General features: G+C 37.8%; 20 protein-coding genes. 8 read left to right on the forward strand and 12 right to left on the reverse strand.

Annotated features, from left to right (window positions below; genetic code table 11):
* Position 1: 1 nt before the first annotated feature.
* From U0R11_RS03780 to U0R11_RS03815, 8 genes are all read right to left on the reverse strand, one after another.
* The gene (locus U0R11_RS03780; protein WP_406749874.1) at positions 2-832 is read right to left on the reverse strand and encodes a SagB family peptide dehydrogenase; all 831 of its coding nucleotides are present in this window, start codon (positions 830-832) and stop codon (positions 2-4) included.
* A gap of 4 nt (positions 833-836) precedes the next feature.
* Positions 837-1,556, reverse strand: a complete 720-nt coding sequence (locus U0R11_RS03785) for a hypothetical protein (RefSeq protein ID WP_406749875.1) — start codon at positions 1,554-1,556, stop codon at positions 837-839.
* A 3-nt stretch (positions 1,557-1,559) separates the two neighbouring features.
* Positions 1,560-2,828, reverse strand: a complete 1,269-nt coding sequence (locus U0R11_RS03790; protein ID WP_406749876.1) for a YcaO-like family protein — start codon at positions 2,826-2,828, stop codon at positions 1,560-1,562.
* Between the two features lie 10 nt (positions 2,829-2,838).
* Positions 2,839-3,705, reverse strand: coding sequence for a TOMM precursor leader peptide-binding protein (locus U0R11_RS03795; protein ID WP_406749877.1), 867 nt, complete (start codon positions 3,703-3,705; stop codon positions 2,839-2,841).
* Between the two features lie 56 nt (positions 3,706-3,761).
* Positions 3,762-3,914, reverse strand: coding sequence for a hypothetical protein (locus U0R11_RS03800; RefSeq protein ID WP_161566853.1), 153 nt, complete (start codon positions 3,912-3,914; stop codon positions 3,762-3,764).
* Between the two features lie 198 nt (positions 3,915-4,112).
* Positions 4,113-4,859 (reverse strand): peptidoglycan editing factor PgeF, encoded by a 747-nt coding sequence (gene pgeF / locus U0R11_RS03805; protein WP_406749878.1) that lies wholly within the window; start codon positions 4,857-4,859, stop codon positions 4,113-4,115.
* Positions 4,852-5,490, reverse strand: a complete 639-nt coding sequence (locus U0R11_RS03810) for a gluconate 2-dehydrogenase subunit 3 family protein (protein ID WP_406749879.1) — start codon at positions 5,488-5,490, stop codon at positions 4,852-4,854. The genes pgeF and U0R11_RS03810 overlap by 8 nt, the downstream gene beginning before the upstream one ends.
* Positions 5,490-7,244 (reverse strand): GMC family oxidoreductase, encoded by a 1,755-nt coding sequence (locus U0R11_RS03815; RefSeq protein WP_406749880.1) that lies wholly within the window; start codon positions 7,242-7,244, stop codon positions 5,490-5,492. Before U0R11_RS03815 ends, U0R11_RS03810 begins: the two co-directional genes overlap by 1 nt.
* Positions 7,245-7,537: 293 nt before the next feature.
* Here U0R11_RS03815 and mutS point away from each other — a divergent pair, with 293 nt between their 5' ends.
* A complete protein-coding gene (gene mutS / locus U0R11_RS03820) occupies positions 7,538-10,183 on the forward strand; it encodes a DNA mismatch repair protein MutS (protein ID WP_406749881.1) in 2,646 nt (881 codons plus the stop codon).
* Positions 10,184-10,306: 123 nt separating this feature from the next.
* On the opposite strand, the gene U0R11_RS03825 is transcribed toward mutS, so the two are convergent.
* Genes U0R11_RS03825 through U0R11_RS03835 form a run of 3 tightly spaced genes read right to left on the reverse strand, consistent with a single transcriptional unit; the run spans position 10,307 to position 12,623 of the window.
* Positions 10,307-11,188 carry an NAD kinase gene (locus U0R11_RS03825; RefSeq protein WP_406749882.1) on the reverse strand — a complete coding sequence of 294 codons (882 nt, stop codon included), beginning with the start codon at positions 11,186-11,188 and terminating at the stop codon, positions 10,307-10,309.
* 2 nt (positions 11,189-11,190) lie between these two features.
* On the reverse strand, positions 11,191-11,859 hold the full coding sequence (locus tag U0R11_RS03830; RefSeq protein ID WP_406749883.1) for a hypothetical protein: 669 nt from the start codon (positions 11,857-11,859) through the stop codon (positions 11,191-11,193).
* Positions 11,860-11,861: 2 nt separating this feature from the next.
* Entirely contained in the window at positions 11,862-12,623 is a 762-nt protein-coding gene (locus tag U0R11_RS03835) for an alpha/beta fold hydrolase (protein ID WP_406749884.1), read from the reverse strand.
* Between the two features lie 86 nt (positions 12,624-12,709).
* Here U0R11_RS03835 and U0R11_RS03840 point away from each other — a divergent pair, with 86 nt between their 5' ends.
* The 3 genes from U0R11_RS03840 (at position 12,710) to U0R11_RS03850 (ending at position 15,685) form a co-directional block, all read left to right on the forward strand.
* Positions 12,710-13,918 carry an NAD(P)/FAD-dependent oxidoreductase gene (locus U0R11_RS03840; protein WP_406749885.1) on the forward strand — a complete coding sequence of 403 codons (1,209 nt, stop codon included), beginning with the start codon at positions 12,710-12,712 and terminating at the stop codon, positions 13,916-13,918.
* A 65-nt stretch (positions 13,919-13,983) separates the two neighbouring features.
* The gene (locus U0R11_RS03845) at positions 13,984-15,300 is read left to right on the forward strand and encodes a vanadium-dependent haloperoxidase (protein ID WP_406749886.1); all 1,317 of its coding nucleotides are present in this window, start codon (positions 13,984-13,986) and stop codon (positions 15,298-15,300) included.
* Entirely contained in the window at positions 15,293-15,685 is a 393-nt protein-coding gene (locus U0R11_RS03850) for a group III truncated hemoglobin (RefSeq protein WP_406749887.1), read from the forward strand. Before U0R11_RS03845 ends, U0R11_RS03850 begins: the two co-directional genes overlap by 8 nt.
* 106 nt (positions 15,686-15,791) lie before the next feature.
* On the opposite strand, the gene U0R11_RS03855 is transcribed toward U0R11_RS03850, so the two are convergent.
* Entirely contained in the window at positions 15,792-16,877 is a 1,086-nt protein-coding gene (locus tag U0R11_RS03855; protein WP_406749888.1) for a DUF5009 domain-containing protein, read from the reverse strand.
* 78 nt (positions 16,878-16,955) lie between these two features.
* Between U0R11_RS03855 and U0R11_RS03860 the strand changes: the two genes are divergently transcribed.
* The 4 genes from U0R11_RS03860 (at position 16,956) to U0R11_RS03875 (ending at position 23,801) form a co-directional block, all read left to right on the forward strand.
* Positions 16,956-18,032: a GHMP family kinase ATP-binding protein gene (locus tag U0R11_RS03860; RefSeq protein ID WP_406749889.1), complete on the forward strand. Its 1,077-nt coding sequence runs from the start codon at positions 16,956-16,958 to the stop codon at positions 18,030-18,032.
* A gap of 8 nt (positions 18,033-18,040) precedes the next feature.
* Positions 18,041-18,907: a sugar phosphate nucleotidyltransferase gene (locus U0R11_RS03865; RefSeq protein ID WP_406749890.1), complete on the forward strand. Its 867-nt coding sequence runs from the start codon at positions 18,041-18,043 to the stop codon at positions 18,905-18,907.
* Between the two features lie 167 nt (positions 18,908-19,074).
* On the forward strand, positions 19,075-20,388 hold the full coding sequence (locus tag U0R11_RS03870) for a gluconate:H+ symporter (RefSeq protein WP_406749891.1): 1,314 nt from the start codon (positions 19,075-19,077) through the stop codon (positions 20,386-20,388).
* Between the two features lie 206 nt (positions 20,389-20,594).
* Positions 20,595-23,801: a SusC/RagA family TonB-linked outer membrane protein gene (locus U0R11_RS03875; protein ID WP_406749892.1), complete on the forward strand. Its 3,207-nt coding sequence runs from the start codon at positions 20,595-20,597 to the stop codon at positions 23,799-23,801.

Consider the following 23,801-nt stretch of genomic DNA (forward strand, 5'->3'; position numbering starts at 1 on the left):
TTTATTTACCTAAGGCTAGAGCTAAGAGGGTAATCTGACTTGGATTCTGGAAATTGATTAATCGCGCGAGCGCCTCATCATTGAATCCACCAATGGCACAAATGCTCAATTCTAATCCTGCACTAGCTAAGTACATAGAATGGACAATTTCCCCAGCTTCTAACATCGCCCACCGGATACCTCTATCTAAATATTTAAAGCAGGATCGTTCTAATTCGGCACCCAATACCATAAATACACTAGCATTTATATATTCGATATCATTTTTTTGCTCTGCAAATAATGTTCTATTGAGAACTACTTTTAATTCCTCTCGATTTTTGAATGCATGAATTAACTTGAGTTTATTCGTAAAGAGATCATAGATAAAGACTCCTAAAGGGAGCTCAGGGATATGTTGATTAATGACATAAACATCGATGGGGTATAATCCACCACCCGAAGCAATATTTCTACGAGGAGGAATGAATAAGGCGGGATCAAACCTTTGGGTGATGGAATAGCTTAACTGGAGAAAGCGAGATAAATCTTGAAATGAAATAACCTCATCTGAATCATAATTTCTTTGGCTATTTCTTTCTTGGTTTAATTGATTTAAGGCTTCAGCCAAAGGAGGTAACTGGTCAATAGTTAATAAGTCATATTCATCACAAAACCCTAATTCAATGCTGTGCTGACTTATGTTTTTCATGAAATAGTCGCTAGACATGACCGCATTGAGACGTTCACTGTATTCTTTAGCTTGGTAGCTATATAATTTACTCTGTTCAAGAAAATCAAAGGAAATATCCGAGATGCAGGGTTCAAATAATAGATTTCTCGTCTTAGCCATGGAATTAGAGTTTATATTGAATAAAAGTGAGATTCTCAGGGAATTTTATTTTAGCCTCTTGTAAATACTGATGAGCTTTGTTTCTTTGATTTTCTTCTTTAAAAAATCGAATTAGAAATAAGTAGGATTCGGATATGCCCCAATTTGGTTCTTTGGAATTTTCGGATATTATGGTGGATAAAGAAATAGCTTTAACCAAGTTGGATTCAACCACTTTTCTACCTCCATACATTTTTGGGGTATAAAAATCATAAATGGCTAAAGCATAATAGGCACGGGGATTTTTAGGGTTTAAATCAATCGCTCTTTCGGCTAGTTTGCCTACTTTCCCCGCTTTGATTGGCAAAAGGAAAACATTCGTAAAGTTGAGTTTGAGTCCATCTATCAGTGATTGTAATGCTAAGGTTTCCGAATTTGGCTTGGTGATTTTGCTTAGGATTTTGGATGCTTGGTCTAAACAATTTTTCGCTTTTTTCTCTTCAGATGGGATAGATAATTTGTAATTGAAGTATTCCATATAATGGGCATAGGCATTCCAATACAAATAGTGATAATCGTTAATGGGGTGATTATTCATATAATTGATGATTTTTTGCAAACTATCCTTGGGTGTTTTCCAAGTGATTTTTTGTGCTTCATGTAGGATATTTTCCATACTTCCTTGTGCCCTAATGAGGGTAGGTAAAAGAAGGGTAGCCAATAAAAGAATTAGATTTTTTTTCATGATTTATGGGAAAGGATGTGGATATGAAAGAAATAAATTTTCACTCGATTGAGCCTTTAGGTATTTTAAGAAGGGCTGGGAATGTACTCCTGTAAGTAAATTCCAATAGGGTACAATCACTCGGACTACTTCAAATCCTTGTGATTGTACATCTTCCGTACTTATTGGCACGACTAAAATTTGGCCTATATTTAATTGATTTATTTCATCCCAAGAATGAATCTTATCGGGGCATATTTCTTGGTTTGGAAAATAGGATTCTTGGCTTAAAGCTGCCTGGAGAATAGGTGATTTTTTTCTCCATTGAGGAAATCGATTGTAGAATGCAAAATGCTTGTCAAAACTATTGATATTTTCAAACCTTGGCATATTTTGGATCCAGTCTTCTGGTTTTTGACTAAGACCAATGGCATATTCAACTCCTTGATAAGCTTCCAAGCAAGCTTTAATGATGGAGTCTTCTTTCGAGAATCGACTAGCGCAACCCATGGATTGGAAAAGTTGTCCTTTATATGGAAAAAAGAGTATTACCACATGTGTTTCTATGGGGCTTAGAGCGGATAAATCAAAAAGCATTATTTGAACTCGGTTATTTTCAAATAATTGCTTGATTTTAGGATGATTGTTGGAAGAAAGTACATCTTTTTGGTTCAACATGGGAATTCGTTTTATCCAATGATCTTGGCGGTACCAGAACTCCGCAAAAGCATTTCTTTCGGCACATTCTAAAAAGCCTCCAACCGAGGCATCGTGAATGTTTTTCCCAGCTGCAATGCCTGTTGAGGTTTGAAGAACATAATTCTTTTTTTGATCCCATTCCGTATTATGGGGTAAATGAACAGTAAATGCAGGTACCCAAACAGATTCTTGATTGAGTATGTTTTTACTTTCTATCCAACTTATTACATCCTCTTTTTGCCATGTTTGATAGGGAAAATTTGAGTCATATTGCTCTTGAATAAATGGGATACATGTTTCAATTGGCAAGAAAACTTTACCTTGGTTTCTCATGTCGGTTTCACTTGCAAAAATGAAATCCTTGAGATTCTGATGTGATGCCGCATATCTTTCTATCCATTCGCCTATGGCCGAATTATCGGCCTCTATTTGGCTGAATCCTATTCCGGAACCTTGAATCATATGGGTATTGGAAGCTAAGATGTCTAGGTGTGCGGCCTCTACATAGCTTTGGTATAAACCCAGCGGTAAACACCTTCTTGTAGGAATCTGATATCGATTTCCGTGGATTAAATCATGTTTTAATGGAACCATGGGTTACTATTTATATATTGAATGTCATGGATTGATTCCTTTGGCTGCAAATAGGGCAATGGGGAACTTTAAGGATTTTGAATTTTTGTACTTCAATAGGACTGCCTGTCATCACAAAACTTTGGCCTATTAATGGGGAATACGTAAAACCCGATAAAATATATTGGTGTAATTCTTCGTGAATGAAATTGGCCAATGCGGTGAAATACTTCTTATTCTTGACTAGGGGAGTATAGATATACTCTTGATTTTGTTTTTTTTGTAGAATTGAAAAGGCTTTTGGATTTTTCAATTGTACTTGTTTTCGATCTGCATAGCAGTTCAAGCAAGGGCTTAATAATTCAGGAGAAAAAATAGGCCCAAGGGTAAAGGATGAGCTATCTATGTCAACGTATAATAGGGGTATTTTAGCTTCATAACTTAGCTGGGCAAGTTCTTTTATACTATTACGGTGAGTAAATAAGGAACCCCAAAAGAGTATTAAATCCGCCGCCTTTACATTGTCCTCTAGGGTGTATTCTATCGATTTTTGGCTTACTTCATTCAGTGAGCTAATGAGGGAAGGAGATTGATCTGAAAACTTAGCGTCAATGAGGACATGAATTTTTATTGTTTGAGAATTTTTAGATTGTAGGATTACTTGTTTTTCCTTCATCCAAGAAATTAATTCTTGAAATGTTTCATTATCATGCCCAAACTCTGCTTGATGACTTTGGTAAATACTTTCCAAAGAAACTTTTTGGTGTATCCCTTTCAGTATTTCTTTAATCAATGGAGTAGATTCACCATGAATCTCAATCAGGTTCTGATCTCCATTTACAATGTATAGCGTATCTGGACCACAAAATATGGCTTGGTGGGGTATTGTCGTTTTCATATGTGGGTAGGTATTTTTGTAAAATGGGTAGAGAATCTCTCTACCCATTTATCCAATTAGGCTGTTGCTTCCGCTGGAGCATCATTGTTTGATTTGCAGCAGGTACAAGTACAAGTGCATGTCGAACCAGCTAGGGCGACCTCGTTTGATCCTCCGAAAGAAGCATCTCTGTTTTCTAAAACAGTCAGGGTTAATTTTAACTTTTTCATTGTAATTAGGGTTAGGGTGATTGAATTATTTCGAAGGCAATTTCAAAAAAATGTCCTAATTACAAAAGGAAAGTCAATAGCCTAAGATTACATTATCAGTTTGTAGATAATTTGTAGAAATAAATGGGCATAAGAGCTCTATAGGGACGTATATTTGATTTATTTCAAGTTTTGAGATTCCAAATACTTGATTAATAATTAGGATTTAAATCCAACAAAAGCTAACATTCTACCCGTCAAACCTTGCTCTTTTCTATGGGAGAAAAAATGTTCATTGTGCTCAACTGTGCACCAAGGTGAAATTTCTATTTGAGAAATACCTAATTCAGCTAACTGCAAAGCTTGGTATTGCTTTAAATCCACATGCCATTTATCAGAAAACTTTTGTTTACAAGTCTCCGGAAACTGAGCTGCTACTTCATCTCCCACTTCAAAATGTTGTAGACTAATGCAAGGGCCTATATAGGCCAATAGATTTTTGGCTTGACTTTGGTATTTGCTGAGTAATAAATTGGCTGTTTTGGGAACGATTCCTAATAAGGAACCTTTCCATCCCGCATGAATGGCTGCGGTAATTTTTTGCTCAGGATCCACTAGAATAACGGGGCAGCAATCGGCTATGCCTACTGCTGAATAAATATTTGCTTGCGAACTGATGATGGCATCATATCCACTTTGATAATCAGGTTGTTGGCATTCCCAAATAAGATCTTGATGGGTCTGAAAAGACCTAGCTAAATACTGGGGCTTTATGCCTAATGATTGGCATAAAAGAGTAATATTTTCTAGAATGATTTCTGTTTGGTCGTCTGTATGTACTCCTAGGTTTAGGGAATGATAAGGAGCTTGACTTTTTCCTCCGTGGCGGGTACTGACACCCGCCACTAATTGAGGAATATGTTTGAAAATGTCCGGTTTAAGGTATAAATCGGAGTGTTTAATCATCGTAAGATAAACCGTATTGCTTTAAAACTTCATCAGGAACACCTTTCCAATCGTTGGGTGTATTTCCTTTATAAGCTAAATCATCTAAACCAATTCTGGAGGTATAGAAACCTGTAGCAGTTAAATTTCTCATCAAAGTGAAGAAATTAACTCCTTGGGAAAACTGAGGTTTTACTTTTTCAGGATAAGCAATGTCTTCTACAATTTCGATGCGTTGTTTGGGAGTAATTTCGGTAAATAATTTACTGAAACGACGCTTGGATTCTCCGTCTAACCATCTTAGACCACCACGCATAGGTGTTTTAAATTCTGGTTTATCTTTAACAATAAACTCAATGAATTTAGTGACCCCAGCTTGTGAAGCACTTCCCGATTTACCATCCGTAGGAATGATGATATCAGACAAGACGGTAATGGTAGCCAATTCATGTACGTTTAAGAACTTTTCTGCCATCAATTTGGCATCACGTTCTGCTTCATCCATGGTTCTACCATTGGGAACTTTTAACGGAGCTACTTTTTTTGGATCGAGTGCTCCTTCTAAAGCCTCCATGGCTTTTACTTGAGGATTCAATGCAGCTAAGCCCAATGAACTTAAGCCGATATTTTTTAAATAATCTCTTCTTTTCATTATAAATTGGCTTTTTTACGTTGATCAATAATATATTCTGAAGTACGCATCGAAAGAGCTAGGATAGTCCATGTGGCATTCTTATCTCCTTGAGAAACGAATGGCGCCGCATCGGCTAAGAATAAGTTCTTCACATCATGTGCTTGGCAGTTGGAATTGACGACAGAAGTACTCGCATTATTACCCATACGAGCCGTTCCTACTTCGTGGATAATACGACCCGGATCGGCTAATCCATAATTGCTATCTGCGCCTGGTTTTTTACCCATTGCCTTTCCACCCATGGCATCAATAATTTGCTCAAACGTGTCTTGCATGTGCTTTGCCTGCTTGATTTCGTAATCACTCCATTTGTAATTAAAACGTAATACAGGAATACCATATTTATCAACTACATTCGGGTCTATTTCGCAATAGTTATCTTCTCTTGGTACAGGTTCTCCACGACCAGCAAAGCTGACATAAGAACCGTAGAAACGACGGTAATCTTCTTTCAAGGTTGCTCCATATCCACCAGCTGCTTTTTTCAAACCATCACGGGTGAAGTTTTCACGACCATTTAATCCCTCAATTCCCCAACCAAAACCGTAGCTAGGCATACCCATACCACCACCGTATTCGATGTGGTAACCTCTTGGGAAATCTAATTTACTATTGTCTCCCCACCATGGTGAGTAAATATGAGAACCACCTACTCCGTCTTCATTGTATGTTTTACGATCAAATAAGGATGGAATAATAGCAGAGCGAGAAGCACCAGTTGAGTCATTGATGTATTTACCAACTACACCACTCGAGTTGGCAATACCATTCGGGAAACGAGAACTTTTTGAGTTTAATAATAAACGAGCAGTTTCTCCAGCTGATGCTGCTAAAACAACAATTTTACCTTTTACAGAATACTCTTGTAAAGTACCTGTATGAACGTAAGAAACTCCTGTTGCCAATCCTGAGATTGGATCAGTCATTACCTCTCTGGCCATCGCATAAGGCAATAAAGTCAAATTTCCTGTGGCAGCTGCCGGCTTGACTAAAACTGAGGATGAAGAGAAATCGGCATAAGCCTGACAAGCTCTAGAACATTGTGCACAGTAGAAACACTGGCCACGTTCATTATTTATGGGCTTAGTTAAAATAGAAAGACGAGAAGGATAGGTTGGGATACCAATGGCCTTATTCGCTTTTTTAATCATTAATTCGTGCAAACGAGCTTTGGGAGGAGGTAAGAAAATACCGTCTGGATTATTTCTTAAACCTTCATTGGTGCCAAATACACCAATTAAGCGATCTACTTTATCGTAATATGGCTTCACGTCATCGTAGCCAATTGGCCAATCGTCACCTAAACCATCAATACTTTTTCTTTTAAAATCATCTGGTCCAAAACGCAAAGAAATACGTCCCCAGTGATTCGTTCTACCACCCACCATACGAGATCTGAACCAATCAAATTTAGTTCCTTCTTTACGCGTGTAAGGTTCACCCTCAATATCCCAACCACCGTAGGCAGCATCAAAATCACCAAATGGTCGTGTGGTATTAGCCCCACGGCGAGGAGATTCATATGGCCATTTTAATTGGGTAATGTTTTTCGGATCAGCGGGGTCATAAGGTTGACCTGCTTCTAATAAACAGACTTTAGCTCCAGCTTTGGTTAGCATATGGGCAGCCATACCACCACCAGCACCTGAACCAACAATCACCACATCAAAAACCTCTTGCTGAGATTTGATGTATATGGAAGAATTAATCATAGTTATGGGTTTCGAATTTATTTGGCAAAATAGGTAAATATTTTTTCAATTTCTAATTTTCTTATCCTGAAAATAGCGTTAATACGGATTTTGACGCGTTTATTGCCACATTGTTTTTCCTGGATTTATTAAGCGGGAAATGAAAAATGAGCAAATGGGTTGATTTATAACAAAAATGATTTTTTTGTCATTGTTTCGTTCAAATTTTGATTTTTTCCTTGGCCTAATTCCGAGAATAAGCTGTCATAATTCGGGCAAAATTCTTATTTTTACAACCTTTATATCATTCTAGTTTGGCCAGAAAAGCAGCAGATGGACAAGAACCTTTGAAAAAAGGGGAAACTCCACTTTCCCGACAATTTAATCAGATAAAAGCCAAGTATCCTGGAGCAATTTTGCTATTTAGGGTAGGGGACTTTTATGAAACTTTCGGGGAAGATGCCGTCAAAGCCTCCAAAATATTGGGTATTGTTTTAACGCGCCGAAACAATGGAAATGCGGATGATCACTTAGCCGGTTTTCCCTATCATTCCTTGGATGTATACTTGCCTAAATTAGTTCGTGCTGGTCAGCGAGTAGCAATTTGCGATCAATTAGAGAACCCTGCTGAAGCGAAAGGTATCGTGAAACGCGGGGTAACTGAATTAGTTACACCCGGCGTATCGTTTAATGATCAAGTATTAGATAATAAAAGAAATAATTATGTGGCTTCAATGGCCTTTCCATCAAGTGCGCAAAACGTGTATGGATTGGCTTTGTTGGATATTTCTACGGGAGAATATATGTGCTCTCAAGGGCCTTTGGCCTACATTCAAAAGTTAATTCAAAGTTTTTTGCCCGCTGAAATTCTGTACCCCAAAAAGTTCAGAAATCAGTTTGTAGATTCATTTGGAGATCAATTTCACACCTTCAGTTTAGAGGAATGGATATTTACCTATGATTTTACCTATCCATTATTAACGCAACATTTTAAAACCCAAAATCTAAAGGGTTTTGGCATTGAAGAAATGCCTTTGGGCATCATTGCGGCAGGTGTTATTCTTCATTATTTGGCAGAAACCGAACATAAACAAGTGGCCCATATTTCTTCCATTCAGCGCATTGAGGAAGATAAATTTGTTTGGCTAGACCGATTTACCATTCGAAATTTAGAATTGATTCATCCATCCCAAGAGGGCGGTGTACCTTTGATTTCCTTAATGGATCAAACGCTGACTGCCATGGGTGCTCGTTTGCTTCGAAAATGGATGGTACTTCCACTGAAGCAATTGAGTGAAATTCAAGATCGTCAGTCAGGTGTTGGCGAATTAGTCCAAAACCAAGATTTACTGGATTTATTGCTGAGCTATTTAAAGCCTATTGGCGATTTAGAGCGCTTAATTTCCAAAGTGGCAGCCAGTAGAATCAATCCGCGCGAGCTGGTACAATTGAAAAAAGCCTTACAACAAATACCTTTAATCAAGGAGTTATTGTGGGATAATAGCCAAGGAAGTTTAAAAAAATGGGCCGATCGATTAAACCCTTGTAGCACATTAGTTGATAAAATAGAGCTAGCGCTACGTGATGATGCTCCTATGTTAGCACATCAAGGAGGTATTGTTAAAACAGGTTTTCTCGCTGAGTTGGATGAACTCCATTTGTTATCCTCCCATGGGAAAGAATACTTACAAGACCTACAAAAAAGAGAAATAGAGCGTACAGGTATATCTTCTTTAAAAGTAGCTTACAATAAAGTTTTTGGTTATTATTTAGAAGTAACCAATTCCCATAAAGATCGGGTTCCCCCAGAGTGGATCAGGAAGCAAACCTTAGTGAATGCCGAACGCTATATTACCGATGAGCTGAAGGTTTACGAAGAAAAAATTCTAACGGCTGAGGATAGGATCTCTCAAATTGAGTATGGGATTTTTCAAGAGTTGATACGTGAAGCGATGGAGTATTTGGAACTGATTCAAGTGAATGCTCAAGGTATAGCTACTTTGGATGTCTTGCAGAGTTTTGCGACCACCGCACAAAAAAATCATTATGTCAAGCCTGAATTGCTCGATACTGATATTATTGATATTAAAGAAGGTCGTCATCCTGTGATAGAACAGTACTTGCCAGTTGGTGAAGCATATGTGCCTAATGATGTATATCTGGATAATGAGTCCCAACAAATCATCATGATTACTGGGCCCAATATGGCAGGAAAATCTGCTTTACTTCGTCAGACCGCTCTGATCGTATTAATGGCCCAAATGGGATCTTTTGTTCCTGCCAATGCCGCAACAATCGGATTGGTTGATAAAGTTTTTACAAGAGTCGGGGCATCAGATAATTTGTCCAAAGGAGAATCTACCTTCATGGTGGAGATGACGGAGACGGCGGCTATTTTGAATAATTTGTCGAGCAAATCTCTGGTATTGTTGGATGAAATTGGTCGAGGAACTTCTACGTATGATGGGGTTTCAATGGCCTGGGCCATTGCCGAGCATTTGCACAATCATCCTAAGAGTCGCGCTAAGACGCTTTTTGCTACGCATTACCATGAATTAAATCAATTGGCAGATGATTTCCCTCGGATAAAGAACTTCCATGTATCTGTGAAGGAAATGGGGAATAAAATCATCTTTTTAAGGAAGTTATTGCCAGGTGGTTCAGCTCATAGTTTTGGAATTCATGTGGCTCAAATGGCAGGAATGCCTACCCCATTGGTGCTTCGTGCCCATGAAATATTAAGGCATTTGGAAAAAGATCACATCAAGGAAGACCATGATCAAAAACTCAAAGATATGCCCAAGGTAAATTATCAATTAAGCCTTTTTGGTGCTGAAATTCCAGCTGGACTAAAAGAGATTAATGATCAATTAGAAAAATTGGATGTTAATTCACTTTCTCCGATTGAAGCTTTGTTGAAATTAAATGAGCTAAAGAAGATGATAAATTATAAATTATAAGGTATAAATTATAGATTATAAAGACTTTATGAATATGCTCAATATACTGTGTCAAATACTAACTTAAGCAATGTTTGACACACCCCATTTATAATTCATAACTTATAATTTATAACTTATCATTTAATTCCTAGCGTCCAATCCCCAATTCAACTTATTTCTGAGAGTTTGAAGGAAGTCGTCTCCCGGGATTTTAATTAATCTAGCAGGAAATGGAGCTTTTTGAACTTCAATACTAAACTGGCTATCCACCACTTTCGAACGGGAATCGATGGAAATCAAAAAGTTTTGACTTCGGCTACTTACTTCAAATCGTAAATGGGTATTACTTGAAACAACTAATGGACGCACATTTAGGTTGTGTGGACTCATAGGTGCAATGATGAAGATGTCAGACGTGGGCATTACTAATGGGCCACCGACAGACAAAGAATAGCCTGTAGAGCCTGTAGCCGTAGATACGATTAAACCATCTGCCCAATAGGAGTTTAGGTATTTTCCATCTACATAAGCTTTTATAACGATCATGGATGAGGTATCTGTTTTCATAATCCCTACCTCATTGAGTCCAAAAGATTTATTTTCAAACAAATCTACGTCAGATTTTACTTCCACCAAACCGCGTTCCTCTACGCGGTAATTACCTTCAATTAAAAAATCCAAGGCTTGAGAAACTTCTTGAGGGGAAATGGTAGCTAAAAAGCCCAATCTACCTGTATTGATACCCAATATGGGTGTGGTTTTATGGCCAATATGGGTTAAGGTTTCCAATAATGTCCCATCTCCACCAATACTCCAAGCCATATCCACTTGATCGGGTCCCTCTGTGGAATCATATGTGGGAATGGAGTTTACATCAAACCCATGCTCTAATAAGTGCGCTTTAAAAACTTCGGATAAGGTAATTTGGCAATTTTTTGACTGAATGTCTGCCCATAAGTTCTCCATCAGGCTTTTGGTTTCACCTGTAAATGGTTTTCCGTGTATGGCGATTCGTAGACTCAAAACTAAGGGTTTAAGTATTTTAAAAGTAAATCAAATCGCATTTGATCTACATCTTCTTGTTGTCCAAACGCAAACGCTTTTTCAATGGCAATATCATGACGTTCAAGACTCTTTACCATTTGAGAAAATTGATCAGTCTGTACTTGTATTACCCATTCAGGCAAGGATTGCGGATTTTTTTCGGAACGATGAAAAAAACTACGCACCAGGAGGCCTTTATTTTCTTCAATGATACGCATGATAACACTCATGGAATCCCGTTGAATATGAAAAGGAATACGTAACATGCCTCCATTTCTTCCCGAAAATCCTGATTGGATGAACATGGTGGTTATCACATCCTGATGAATATAACCCATCCAATTCCCTTCATCATTAACTACAGGAAGTAAACTAAATCCTGTACTTTCAAAGAGAGGTAGGCTGGCTAAAATATCTTCTTCCAATTCCAATTTATCGCTTTGAAATTCCGATTGAATATCTTTCAATTTGGCTGCTTGGCTTAACTGCTGAGAAATTTGTAAAGCAGTAGTGTTACCTACCCATTTTTTACCATCTAATACACTTAATGCGGGAACTTTGTGCCCTTCAATTACCTTTAAGGCCTTTTGAAGGCTATCTTGCAAGGAAAGCGTGGGATAGTCAAAGGATAAATAGGATAAGACTAGCATAGCTAAACTTTCGTTTTTTGTAACCATTTATCTAAAATGGCATTGAATTCATCAGGTCTTTCCATCATCGGAGCATGACAACATTGATCAATGAATTGAAGTTCTGAACCTTGAATTAATTGATTGAATTCGTGTCCAACTTGCGGAGGCGTAATAGTATCGTTTAATCCCCAAATTAACAAAGTAGGGGTGTTAATACGGACAATATCTTTGGCCATATTATTCCTTTGCGCTGATTTAGCAATGGCAATGATGCGCATTACTTTAGGTATGCTATTGGTAATTTCAAAAACCTCATCGACCAATTCTTTACTGGCCGTTTTAGGGTCATAGAAAGTATATTCTACTCGTTCTTTGATGTATTCGTAATTCCCACGCTTGGGATAAGATCCTCCCATGGAATTTTCAAAAAGCCCCGACGAACCGGTTAAAATGAGTCTTTGTACTTTCTCTGGATGCCTAAGTGTGTAAATTAAAGCCACATGTCCTCCCAAAGAATTTCCTATCAAGCTGAATTTATCCAATTGTTTGAATGCAACAAAATCTTCTATAAATTCGGTTAAGCCTTCACATCCAGCCTCTTTGATGGGCATGTCATGAATCGGCATAAGCGGTATAATGATGCGGTAATTAGATTTGAAGTAAGATATGACACCTTCCCAGTTACTTAATGCTCCGAAAAGCCCATGTAACATCAATAAAATTTCCCCCTTACCCTCGTCGATGTAGTGATAATCGTTTTCCTCCTTAATTTTGTAATTCATTCCAGGGAATCATTTAATATGCAAAGTAATAAAAAAGACTTTAAACTTTTGTAAGTTCAAAGAGTTTGTTTAAATATAAATTTATCATGAAACCAATCGTCATAATAGGAGCGGGTATTGCAGGCTTACAAGCAGCGAATGTGTTGCATGAGGCAGAAATTCCATTTGTCTTACTTGAAAAACAAGCTCATGTAGGGGGTAGAGTGCAAAGTGAACATTTTCAAGGTTTTATATTGGATCATGGATTTCAAGTTTTGCAAACTTCTTATCCAGAAGTTCAACAAAGTCTACGCTTACCTGATTTGGATTTATCTTATTTTGATTCTGGTGCATATGTATGGAAAGAAAATACTTGGCATCCATTTTACAGTCCATGGCATGATTCATTCTCTATTCTTAGAGCCTTAGGTGATGGCATGATCAATATTCCAGATGTAGTTAAACTAGCAAGACTTTGGTTAAAAATTCAATTGGACTCAAAACCTTTATCAAAGAGTACAATGACAGCCATGGAGTATATCCATTCGCTTCATTTTTCTCCAACATTCCAAGATGGATTTTTAAAGCCATTTTTTTATGGAATTTTCCTCGATGAAACACTATCTCAGCCGGCTTCTTTATTCGTATTTTATCTAAAACAATTTTTGGAAGGTAGAGCTGCCATCCCAACAGCAGGTATGGGAGCTATTTCAAATCAATTGTTGAAAGCTTTGCCAGAGGACTCGGTGCACTTGAATATGGAAGTGGAAAGTCTTCAAGAAGGGAAAGTAGTTTTGAAAAATGGGGAAACAATTGCTTGTTCTAAAATCATTTTGGCAGCCAATCCAACAGCCGCAGCGTATTTATTGGACATTCCATTAGCGAAAGGAGCGATTTTGCAAAGTAAGACCTTTTATTTTTCTGCAGATTCTTTTCCAAATGAAGGGAAACTTTTGCACTTGGTCCCTAAGGGAGAGGGTTCAAATATTTTGCATTTCGCTTGTTTAAGTAAGGTTAATCCAAAATGGGCTCCAGCAGGAAAGGAATTGATTTCTGTTACAACGTTGAAAACAGAAATTACAGAAAATGAGGTCTTAAAGGAATTAGGACAATATGTAGGTCAGGAAAAATTGAATTGGAAATTTTTAAAGGCTTATTCGATACCAGAATCTCTACCCAAGCAAGGTTTTTGGAAGTTTATCAAGCAGAAAGCTCATAAAAAAGGTATTATTCTAACGGGAGATTATACCCAATATCCTTCCTTACAAGCTGCATTTGCCTCGGGTCGGATGGCAGCTGAAGCAGCTATTAGCTGATTTTGGTCAATGTTTCCATTCTAATTATAAGTATTGGTATATTTGTCCTTTGAAAAATAAGCCCAATGAAGAGATATGTCGTTTTGTTTGTTGCTCTATGGTTTACTGCTTGTAAATCGGACAACTTGAATTATCAAGAGGAAGCTGCTAATCCAGATTTTTTGATTCGTTCAGAAATTATGCTCACGGAGAGTATCATACATGATATTTTTGCTCCGCCTGTATCAGCTAGAATCTATATGTATGCCAGCATTGCGGGTTATGAAGCAGCAGTTCATGGAAATAAGGGTTATAAATCGTTCGTAGGTCAACTCAATGGCTTTGAGAAAGTAGCCCAACCAAACCCAGGAGAGGAATATTGCTTTCCTTTAGCATCAGTGAGGGCCTATTTGGCAGTGGGTAAAAAATTGACATTCGCCCAAGAACTTTATGATGAATTTGATAAAAAACTAGAAGCAGATTATAGGAAAATTGGTATTCCAGATGATGTATATGATCGTTCGATCGCGTTTGGAGATTCTGTGGCAGAATCGATTATGAAATATGCGTCAAAGGATAATTACAAACAAACCAGGGGATTCCGATTTACAGTGACTAATTTGCCAGGAACATGGACTCCTACTCCACCAGCTTACATTGATGCCGTAGAACCCTATTGGACTAAGATTCGACCAGCGGTTTTAGATTCATCTGCCCAATTCAGAGCTCCTGAGCCCAGTAAATTTGATTTGACTAAAGGAAGTCCTTATTACAAGGAAGTCATTCAGGCTTATGAAACAGTGAAGAATCTGACGAATGAACAACGTGATATTGCTAATTTTTGGGATTGTAATCCATTCAAAATGAATATTACAGGGCATGCCATGTTTGCAACCAAAAAGATGTCCCCAGGTGGGCATTGGTTGGGAATTGCTGGGCAAGTATCCAAGCAATTAAAGAAGAATTACATCCAAACAGCAGAAGCTTTTGCCTTAACTTCCATTGCTATTTTTGATGGTTTTATTTCTTGCTGGGATGAAAAGTATCGCTCGATTCGAATTCGACCAGAAACGGTCATCAATGCTTCGATTGATAAAACATGGATGCCTGTCTTACAAACACCTCCATTCCCAGAATATACATCTGGTCATAGCACTATTTCTCGTTCAGCTGCGGTGGTTTTAACCAAACTTTTTGGAGAAAATGTGGCATTTAATGATTCCACAGAAATTCCTTATGGATTACCACCAAGAAAATTTACATCTTTCATCCAAGCTTCAGATGAAGCCTCGATAAGTCGACTTTACGGTGGAATTCATTTTTGGCCAGCTTTAGATGAAGGGGCAAAACAGGGACAAAAAGTAGGATCTTGGTTGATTCAAACCATCAAGACACATGAGTAAAAGCGATATTACTACTAAAGAAGATATAAAGACATTTGTCAACGCTTTTTATAAGAGTATGACATCGGATGATCTGGTAGGGCATATATTTCTAGATGTTATGCAGGTAGACTGGGATCATCATTTGCCTAAAATGTATGACTTCTGGGAAATGCTTTTGTTGGATGGTCATTCCTATAAAGGGGCTCCCATGCAACCACATTTAATAGTGAATCAAATAGTTCCACTCACCAAGGCCCATTTTGAACATTGGATTTTATTATTTACTCAAACGATTGATACTTTATTTGAAGGTCCAAAGGCTGAGGAAGCCAAAATCAAAGCTTTCAATATTGCGCAAACGTGGGCATATAAGTTTGATTATATGAACAAGTTGGATAAATAAGAAGATTATCAACTAGTAGAAGCTAATGAAGGGATTTTTTTTGTTTTTTTGGGGTAGTTTAAAACAACGTTGGCAAGGTTTTAAACCTTGACAACGTTGTTCGTTACTACAAAGAAATATAGATTTTATGCTTGTCTAGCCAAACAGCAATTCCTCCAATGATACCTAAAACTACCAGAGAATTCACTAATTCAGCGATATTTTCAGTGATATGAATTTTCTCTAAAAAACCACCAACAAATACAAATGAAGCTTTATTTAGCCATTGGGGACCTACCGATTCAAAAAACAAATAGATGAAGATGGAATTCTTACCGAAGGATAAAATATATTCTGGGGCAGGTAAGATAGGTTTACTTCTTTCCCAATTCAAGTAAAAAGCAGCCATCATCAAAGATATCCACCCACCAGAGGCCAATGTGAAGGAAAGCGTTGCTGTTCTTTTGATAATCGGTATACCGGCAAAATCAAGCCCATAACCAACGAAGATGCCTAAAATGCCTAGTCCAAGTAAAGTTCGGATTATAATTTGATGGGAAGTGCTTCGATGAATGATTCTTCCAATTAATGCGCCCCAAATGGTATGCGCCGCGGTGGGAATGCAATTAATAGCGATCCAATGTCCACCACTTAATTTCCCCATTAATAGCATATCCATATACGATCCAAAATTCTTGTCGGGAGTATAAGGTTCATTGTATCCAGGAATATCACTAAAGACGTATAAACTATGTGAAAGTAAAAGTAAAAGTAATGAAGCGGCGATTTGTAGAGGAATAGAAAAACGTAAAAGGAAAAAGGCAATGATGGTGGTTACAGACAGCTGAGTAAGCACATTCCATAATTCAAAAACGAGCTTCTCTTTTCCTAGGCAATGCAAACCTGTACCAAACAAGAATAACAATAAGGAACGTTTTAACACTTTTGGCCAAAGCGTCAGGTAGGTATCTCCATTGTCTAATCTTTTGTAGGTAGAAAAATACAAGGCTGCCCCAGCAATCATCATAAATCCGGGTTGAATTAAGTCCCAGAAATGCAAGCCCTGCCATTTAACATGGAAAAACTGGGTAATGAGAAAGTTATCAGGGAATAGATTACCCAGATTATGGTATAAATCAGTGCTTTCCGCAGCAAGAAGAAAGAGGATAAAGCCTCGGAAATAATCGACGGATGGGATGCGCTTCGTAATCATCGATAGTATTTAAGTGTTTCAAAGGTAAGGTATTTTTTTAAATCTAATTTGTACTTTTGTTTTACATTAAATTTAAGCATGATTGTTTCTACTCCCGGTCGGATTTGTTTGTTCGGCGAACATCAAGATTATTTAGGATTACCCGTTATTGCCGCTGCCATTTCAAAAAGAATACAGATGAAAGGTCAATTTCGACCTGATAAGACAGTACGATTTTCCTTGCCGGATATTGATTCAGTTGAAGAATTTGAATTGGATTTCCCTTTGGTTTATACTAAAGAACGGGATTATTTTAAAAGCGTTTGTAATGTCTTACATCGAAAAGGGCATTCTCTTGCTAAAGGCCTAGAGATTGAAGTGAGAGGCAATATTCCGATTAACTCAGGAACCTCAAGTTCCTCTGCCATGCTTGTTTCTTGGGTGAAATTTTTGTGTGAAATGTACCAAATACCTGCCACACAGAAAGAAATTGGGGAAATAACTTACGAAGCAGAGGTGTTGGAATTTACCGAGCCTGGTGGCATGATGGATCAATATTCCACAGCAGTAGGTAATGTGATTTATTTGGAAAGTAAACCTAAAATTGCTATTGAAACCTATGCCCGAGATTTAGGTACTTTTGTTTTAGGAGATTCTTTGGAAGCGAAAGATACCTTGAAGATATTAGCTCACGTGAAGTTTGGCATGTTGAGTGGATTGGAAAAAATCCAAGAAGTAAACCCTGAATTTGATTTAGAAAAAGCGAGTTTGGAGGATTGTTTAGCTTATCAATCTATTTTGACAGCAGATGAATGGATCTTATTACAAGCCAATATCTCTGATCGTAATATATTATTGGAAGCCAAAGGTATGTTTGAAGGGAAATCAAAATGGAGCGATGAAAAATTAGGGGACTTATTGAATCGACATCAAGTAAATTTGCGCGAACACAAGAAAATTTCTACTTCAAAAATTGATCGAATGATTCAAGCCGCTTTGGATGTTGGTGCATTAGGGGCGAAAATAAATGGATCGGGAGGCGGAGGTTGTATGTTTGCTTATGCACCCAATCATCCAGAAAAAGTAGTAGAAGCTATTGAAAAAGAGGGAGGAAAGGCCTACATCATTCGAGTTGACGAAGGTACTAAAGTAGAAAAAGAAAGTTTGTTTTATTAATACAAGACATGAAAAAGAGATTATTGATTTTAGCAGGTGGAATGGCTTCACGCATGAAGAAGGCTCTTTCCGAAGGTAGTGACTTAGATCCTAGTTTGGTGGCTCAAGCCAATTCGGTTACCAAAGGAATGATTCAAGTAGGGAAAAATGGAAAGACATTAATTGATTACCAATTGTATAATGCTCATTTAGCAGGGATTGAGGAAGTGTTGTTATTATTGCATCCTACAGATCAAATTACGCAGGAGTATTGCGAGGATTTAATGTCTCGTGATGTTTGTTGGGGCTTAAAAATCGTATTTGCTCGTCAACAAATTCCTGCTGACCGTGAAAAACCTGCTGGAACAGCTGATGCGGTTTACCAGGCCTTAATGCAACATGCTAATTGGCAAAATGGTCGAGTGATTGTTTGTAATTCAGACAATTTATATTCTGTTAATGCGCTGAAAACACTTTGGTCCACAGACCATGCTCAAGCTTTGATTTCGTATCATCGAGATAGTTTATTGTATCCAGCTGAAAGGATTTCAGCTTTTGCCTTGATTCGTACGGATGAAGCAGGGTATTTGTTGGAAATTATTGAAAAACCTACGGCACAACAAGCCGAGGAATTAATGGCCCAGCAAGGTCGTTTGGGGGTGAGTATGAATATTTTTGTTTTTGAAGCAGCTACATTTTTGCCTTATTTAGCAAAAACACCATTTCACTCAGTCAGAAACGAAAAGGAATTACCTACTTCGGTCGCTTTATTTGGAGAAGGAGAAGGCCAAGGGTTTTTTGCCATTCCATTGGCAGAAAATGTACCTGATTTAACTTCTAAAGAAGACATTCTCGTGATGCAAAAATATTTGGAAGATACTTATGGCGATTTTTAAAAGAGGATTTTAAGAAAGATAGGTTTGATTTCGCGGCATTCTAGGCCAGCATGCTGAAATATAGGAAGCATTCTATATATTTGGAATTAAATGGAGTATTTTGAAGAAAAAATAAGCTTTTGCTAATAATTCAATGACTCCATTTAATCACTCCATAATCATACCTTATGACTATCGCCATTGTCGTTTTATGTATTTGCCTTTTGGTTTTTTTAATTACTTATCAAAAGATTAATGCGTTTATTGCATTTTTAATCATCAGTTTAACTACCGGCTATTTACTCGGTTTACCTCTTGGTGAATTAGCCAAATCTGTTCAAAAAGGAATAGGGGATACCCTAGGCTCATTAGTTACCATCATTGTTTTGGGAGCTATGTTAGGGAAACTGGTAGCGAGTAGTGGAGCAGCTCAGCAAATTTCAAGCAGTTTAATCCAAGCTTTTGGTCAAAAAAACATGGCTTGGGGCTTAATGCTTACCGGATTTATCATTGGAATTCCCTTATTCTACAATGTAGGCTTCGTATTAATGATTCCATTGATATTTGCCTTGGTGCATCAATTCAAATTGCATCCCTTAGTGACTGGAATACCTATGATGGCCTCCTTATCGGTGGCCCATGGTTTTCTGCCTCCGCATCCTTCCCCTGCAGCTTTGGTGGCTCAGTTTGACGCTAATATGGGAACTACTTTATTTTATGGAATCATTGTTTCCATTCCAGCTATCATATGTGCAGGACCGATATTTTCTAAAACCTTAACTCATTTACCCATACGTTCATTAAAAGCATTTCAAGGGGAACCGATTCCTGAATCTCAATTACCTAGCAGAGCTTCCAGTTTCATTACGGCCTTATTTCCTGTATTTCTGTTGGTTGTAACCACTTTAGCGGATTTAAAAATCGATAAAAGTTCGGCTCTGACTCCATTGATACATTTAATTGCCGACCCATCCATGGTGATGTTGATTGCGATTTGTGTGGCAACCTATACTTTGGGTTTACGCATGGGTAAAAAAATGGAAGAAATCATGCTCATTTATACCGATGCGGTAAAAGATGTAGCCATGATATTATTAATTATTGCAGGTGCTGGATCTTTGAAAGAAGTATTGCTGGTTTCTGGTGTAAGTAAGGAAATAGCGGGCTATTTACAAACTTTACCTTTTCCTCCTTTGGTATTAGGTTGGCTCATGGCAGCCATTATACGTGTTTGTGTTGGTTCTGCTACCATTGCAGGATTAACAGCAGCCGGCATGATTTATCCAATTGTTTCTACGGGTTTAGTCAATCCTAACTTAATGGTATTGAGCATAGGTGCAGGAAGTCTCATGTTTTCACATGTCAATGATACGGGCTTCTGGTTATTTAAAGAATACTTTAACCTTTCAGTCAAAGAGACAATTCGCTCTTGGTCACTCATGGAAAGTATCGTTTCTATTGTTGGGCTCATCGGAGTCCTTGTTTTGAATCAATTTATTTAATGGAAATTTTGTAATTTTTTAATATAAAATAGAGTAGAATTAATTATCCTCGGAAAAATTCAAAATCTAATTTTGTCAAATTGCGCTCTATAACGCTTTTTAGCTTGTAAAGTTGTGTTTGTACGCAATTTTCTTTGGTATCTATTGGAAAATTTATAATTTGCCAATGTTTTCAAATTATTTTTTCATTAAATAAACTAATCAACATGAAAAAACTCTTACTAGTGATGGCACTAGTAACGACTGCGTGCAGTTCGTTACTAGCCCAATCAAGGGTGGTTACCGGTAAAGTAACTGCTTCAGAGGATGGCACTGCGCTACCAGGCGTTAGTGTTAGCCTTAAAGGTACCTCGCGTGGTGTTACAACCACCGCAGACGGTTCTTACAAAATCAGTATTGACAACGGAGCGGCTCTTCAGTTCTCCTTTGTTGGTTACAAGCCTCAAACAATTTCTGTAGGAAGTCAAAGCGCAATCAACGTTGTGTTAGTAGCTGATGCAGCAGAATTGAGTGAAGTAGTTGTAACAGCCTTAGGTTTAACACGTACTAAAAACTCATTACCTTATGCTGCTCAGCAGGTAAAAGGAGATGAATTAACTCGTGTTAGAACAGGTAATGCATTTTCTGCATTGTCAGGTAGAGTAGCAGGTCTTCAAATTACTCAAGGTAACGCAATCGGTGGTTCAACCAACGTGGTTATTCGTGGTAATAAGTCCTTAACTGGTAATAACCAGGCTTTATTTGTAGTAGATGGTGTGCCAGTAGACAATACCAATAAAAATACGACTAACCAACAGACTGGTCGTGGTGGTTATGACTACGGTAACGCGGCAGCGGACATTAACCCAGATGATATCGAGTCAATGACGGTATTGAAAGGTGCAGCTGCAACAGCTCTATATGGTTCTCGTGCATCGAACGGTGTTATCATGATTACATCGAAGAAAGCTAAAAAAGGTTTGGGATTGACTGTTAATGCAGGTTTAACTGTTGGAACTATCGACAAATCTACTTTTGCTACTTACCAAAACCAATATGGTGCTGGTTACTCAGATCCATATCAAAAAGATGGTTTCTTGTATTTTGATGCCAATGGTGATGGAACTAAAGATTTAGTAATCAATACAGCAGAAGATGCTTCATATGGTACTAAGTTTAATCCTGCTTTAATGGTTTACCAATGGGATTCATTTGATCCAGCTGGTCCAAACTACTTGAAAGCGAAGCCTTATGTAGCTGCTAACAATACTCCAGCTAAATTTTATGAGACAGCTATTTCTAATAACGTCAACGTTCAATTAGATGGAGCTACAGATCAAGGTACATTCAAATTAGGTTATACGCGTAATGATGAGCGTGGTACTTTACCCAACTCAAACGTGACTAAGAATATTATGAACTTAGCTGGTTCTTACAATATCTCGAAGAAAGTGACAGCATCTGCTGCAGCTAACTTCTCAGTTATTGAAGGAAAAGGCCGTTATGGTTCTGGTTATAGTGGATTGAACGTTAACCAAAACTTCCGTCAGTGGTATCAAACTAACGTAGATATCTTAGAGCAAAAAGAAGCTTATTTCAGAAGTCAACAAAACGTAACTTGGAACTGGTCTGATCCATCATCAGCAGCAGGTTTGAAGCCTATCTATACAGATAACTACTATTGGACTCGTTACCAAAACTACCAGAACGATACTCGTTCTCGTCTTTTCGGAAATGCTATGGTAAACTACAAAGCAGCTGACTTCTTGAATTTCATGGGTCGTGTTACTGTAGATACTTATAATGAATTCCAAGAGGAGCGTATTGCAGTTGGTAGCCAAGGTGTTCCAGCTTACAGCCGTTTTGATCGTACTTTCCAAGAGCTTAACTACGATTTGATGGGTAACTTTGATAAGGACATTTTGACTGGCTTGAATTTGAAAGCATTAGCTGGTTTGAACTTACGTAAATCGTATATCCGTTCTATCTCTTCCGCTACCAATGGTGGTTTGATCGTGCCGGCTTTATATTCAATCGCAAACTCAAGAGGTACCGTTTCTGCTCCGACAGAAAACTACAACCCACGTGAGGTATTTGGTGTTTTTGGAGGTTTAACTTTCACTTACAAAGATTTCTTGACCCTAGATGGAACTATCCGTCAGGATAAGTCGTCTACTTTGCCAGTGGCAAACAACGCGTATTTATACTATGCAGGTTCAGCTAGTTGGTTATTCTCACACCACATTGAAGATCTTCCTTGGTTGACTTCAGGTAAATTGAGAATGAACTATGCAACGGTTGGTAATGATGCTCCTTGGGGATCAATCAAGAACGTATATGACAAACCAGATCCATTTGGTTCAACTATTTTGTTCTCGGCTCCATCGACTCAGAATAATCCATTCTTGAAACCAGAGCAAACTCAAAGTAAGGAGATTGGTGTGGAAATGGCATTCTTGCAAAATCGTTTAGGTTTTGACTTTACTTATTATCACACGAATACATTGGATCAAATCTTACCGGCATCCGTTTCATCTGCCACAGGTTTCTCTAGTACTTATGTAAACGCAGGTAACATTGAAAACAAAGGTTTTGAAGTTAGCTTATACGCTAGCCCAATCAAAACAGCTGATTTCTCCTGGAATGTGAATGTGAACTGGACTAAGAATTCTAGTCTAGTATTGAGCTTGTACAACGATAGCAAGAACTTGCAATTAGCGACTTTCCAAGGTGGTGTTAGTTTAAATGCTTCTGTAGGTCAACCATATGGTATTTTACAAGGTAAAACTTGGAAGTATGTAAACGGTCAAAAATTAGTGAAATCTAATGGTCGTTATGATGTAACTGCTACAACAACGAACAATATTGGAAACGTTAATCCAGATTGGATTGGTGGTATCAACAACTCATTCAAGTATAAGAATGTTACTTTGAACTTCTTGATTGATATGAAGCGTGGTGGTAGTGTATTCTCTTTGGATCAATACTACGGTCAAGCAACAGGTGTTTATCCTGAGTCAGTGGTTGTTAATGATAAAGGAAACCCATCTCGTTCTCCAGTTGCAGAAGGTGGTGGTGTTATTATGCCAGGTGTTTTAGCGGATGGTTCTGTTAACACGATTCGTGTTGAGAATGATTACGGTACTTTTGGTTATGCACAAAATCCAGCAGCTGCTTTCGTTTACGACGCTAGCTACATCAAGTTAAGAGAAGCAAACATTGTTTACTCTTTACCAAGTTCAGTTGTACGTAAATTAGGTGGTGTTAAAGGAGTTGATCTTTCAATTTTCGGAAGAAACTTATGGATCATCCAGAAATATGTTCCTTATGCTGATCCAGAAGAAAACCTTTCTTCAGGAAACCTACAAGGAAATCAATCGGGAGCTTACCCAACTACTCGTTCGATTGGATTTAACATCAAATTATTATTCTAA

It is taken from the genome of Aquirufa salirivi, assembly GCF_045310485.1.
Taxonomy (GTDB): Bacteria; Bacteroidota; Bacteroidia; order Cytophagales; family Spirosomataceae; genus Aquirufa; species Aquirufa salirivi.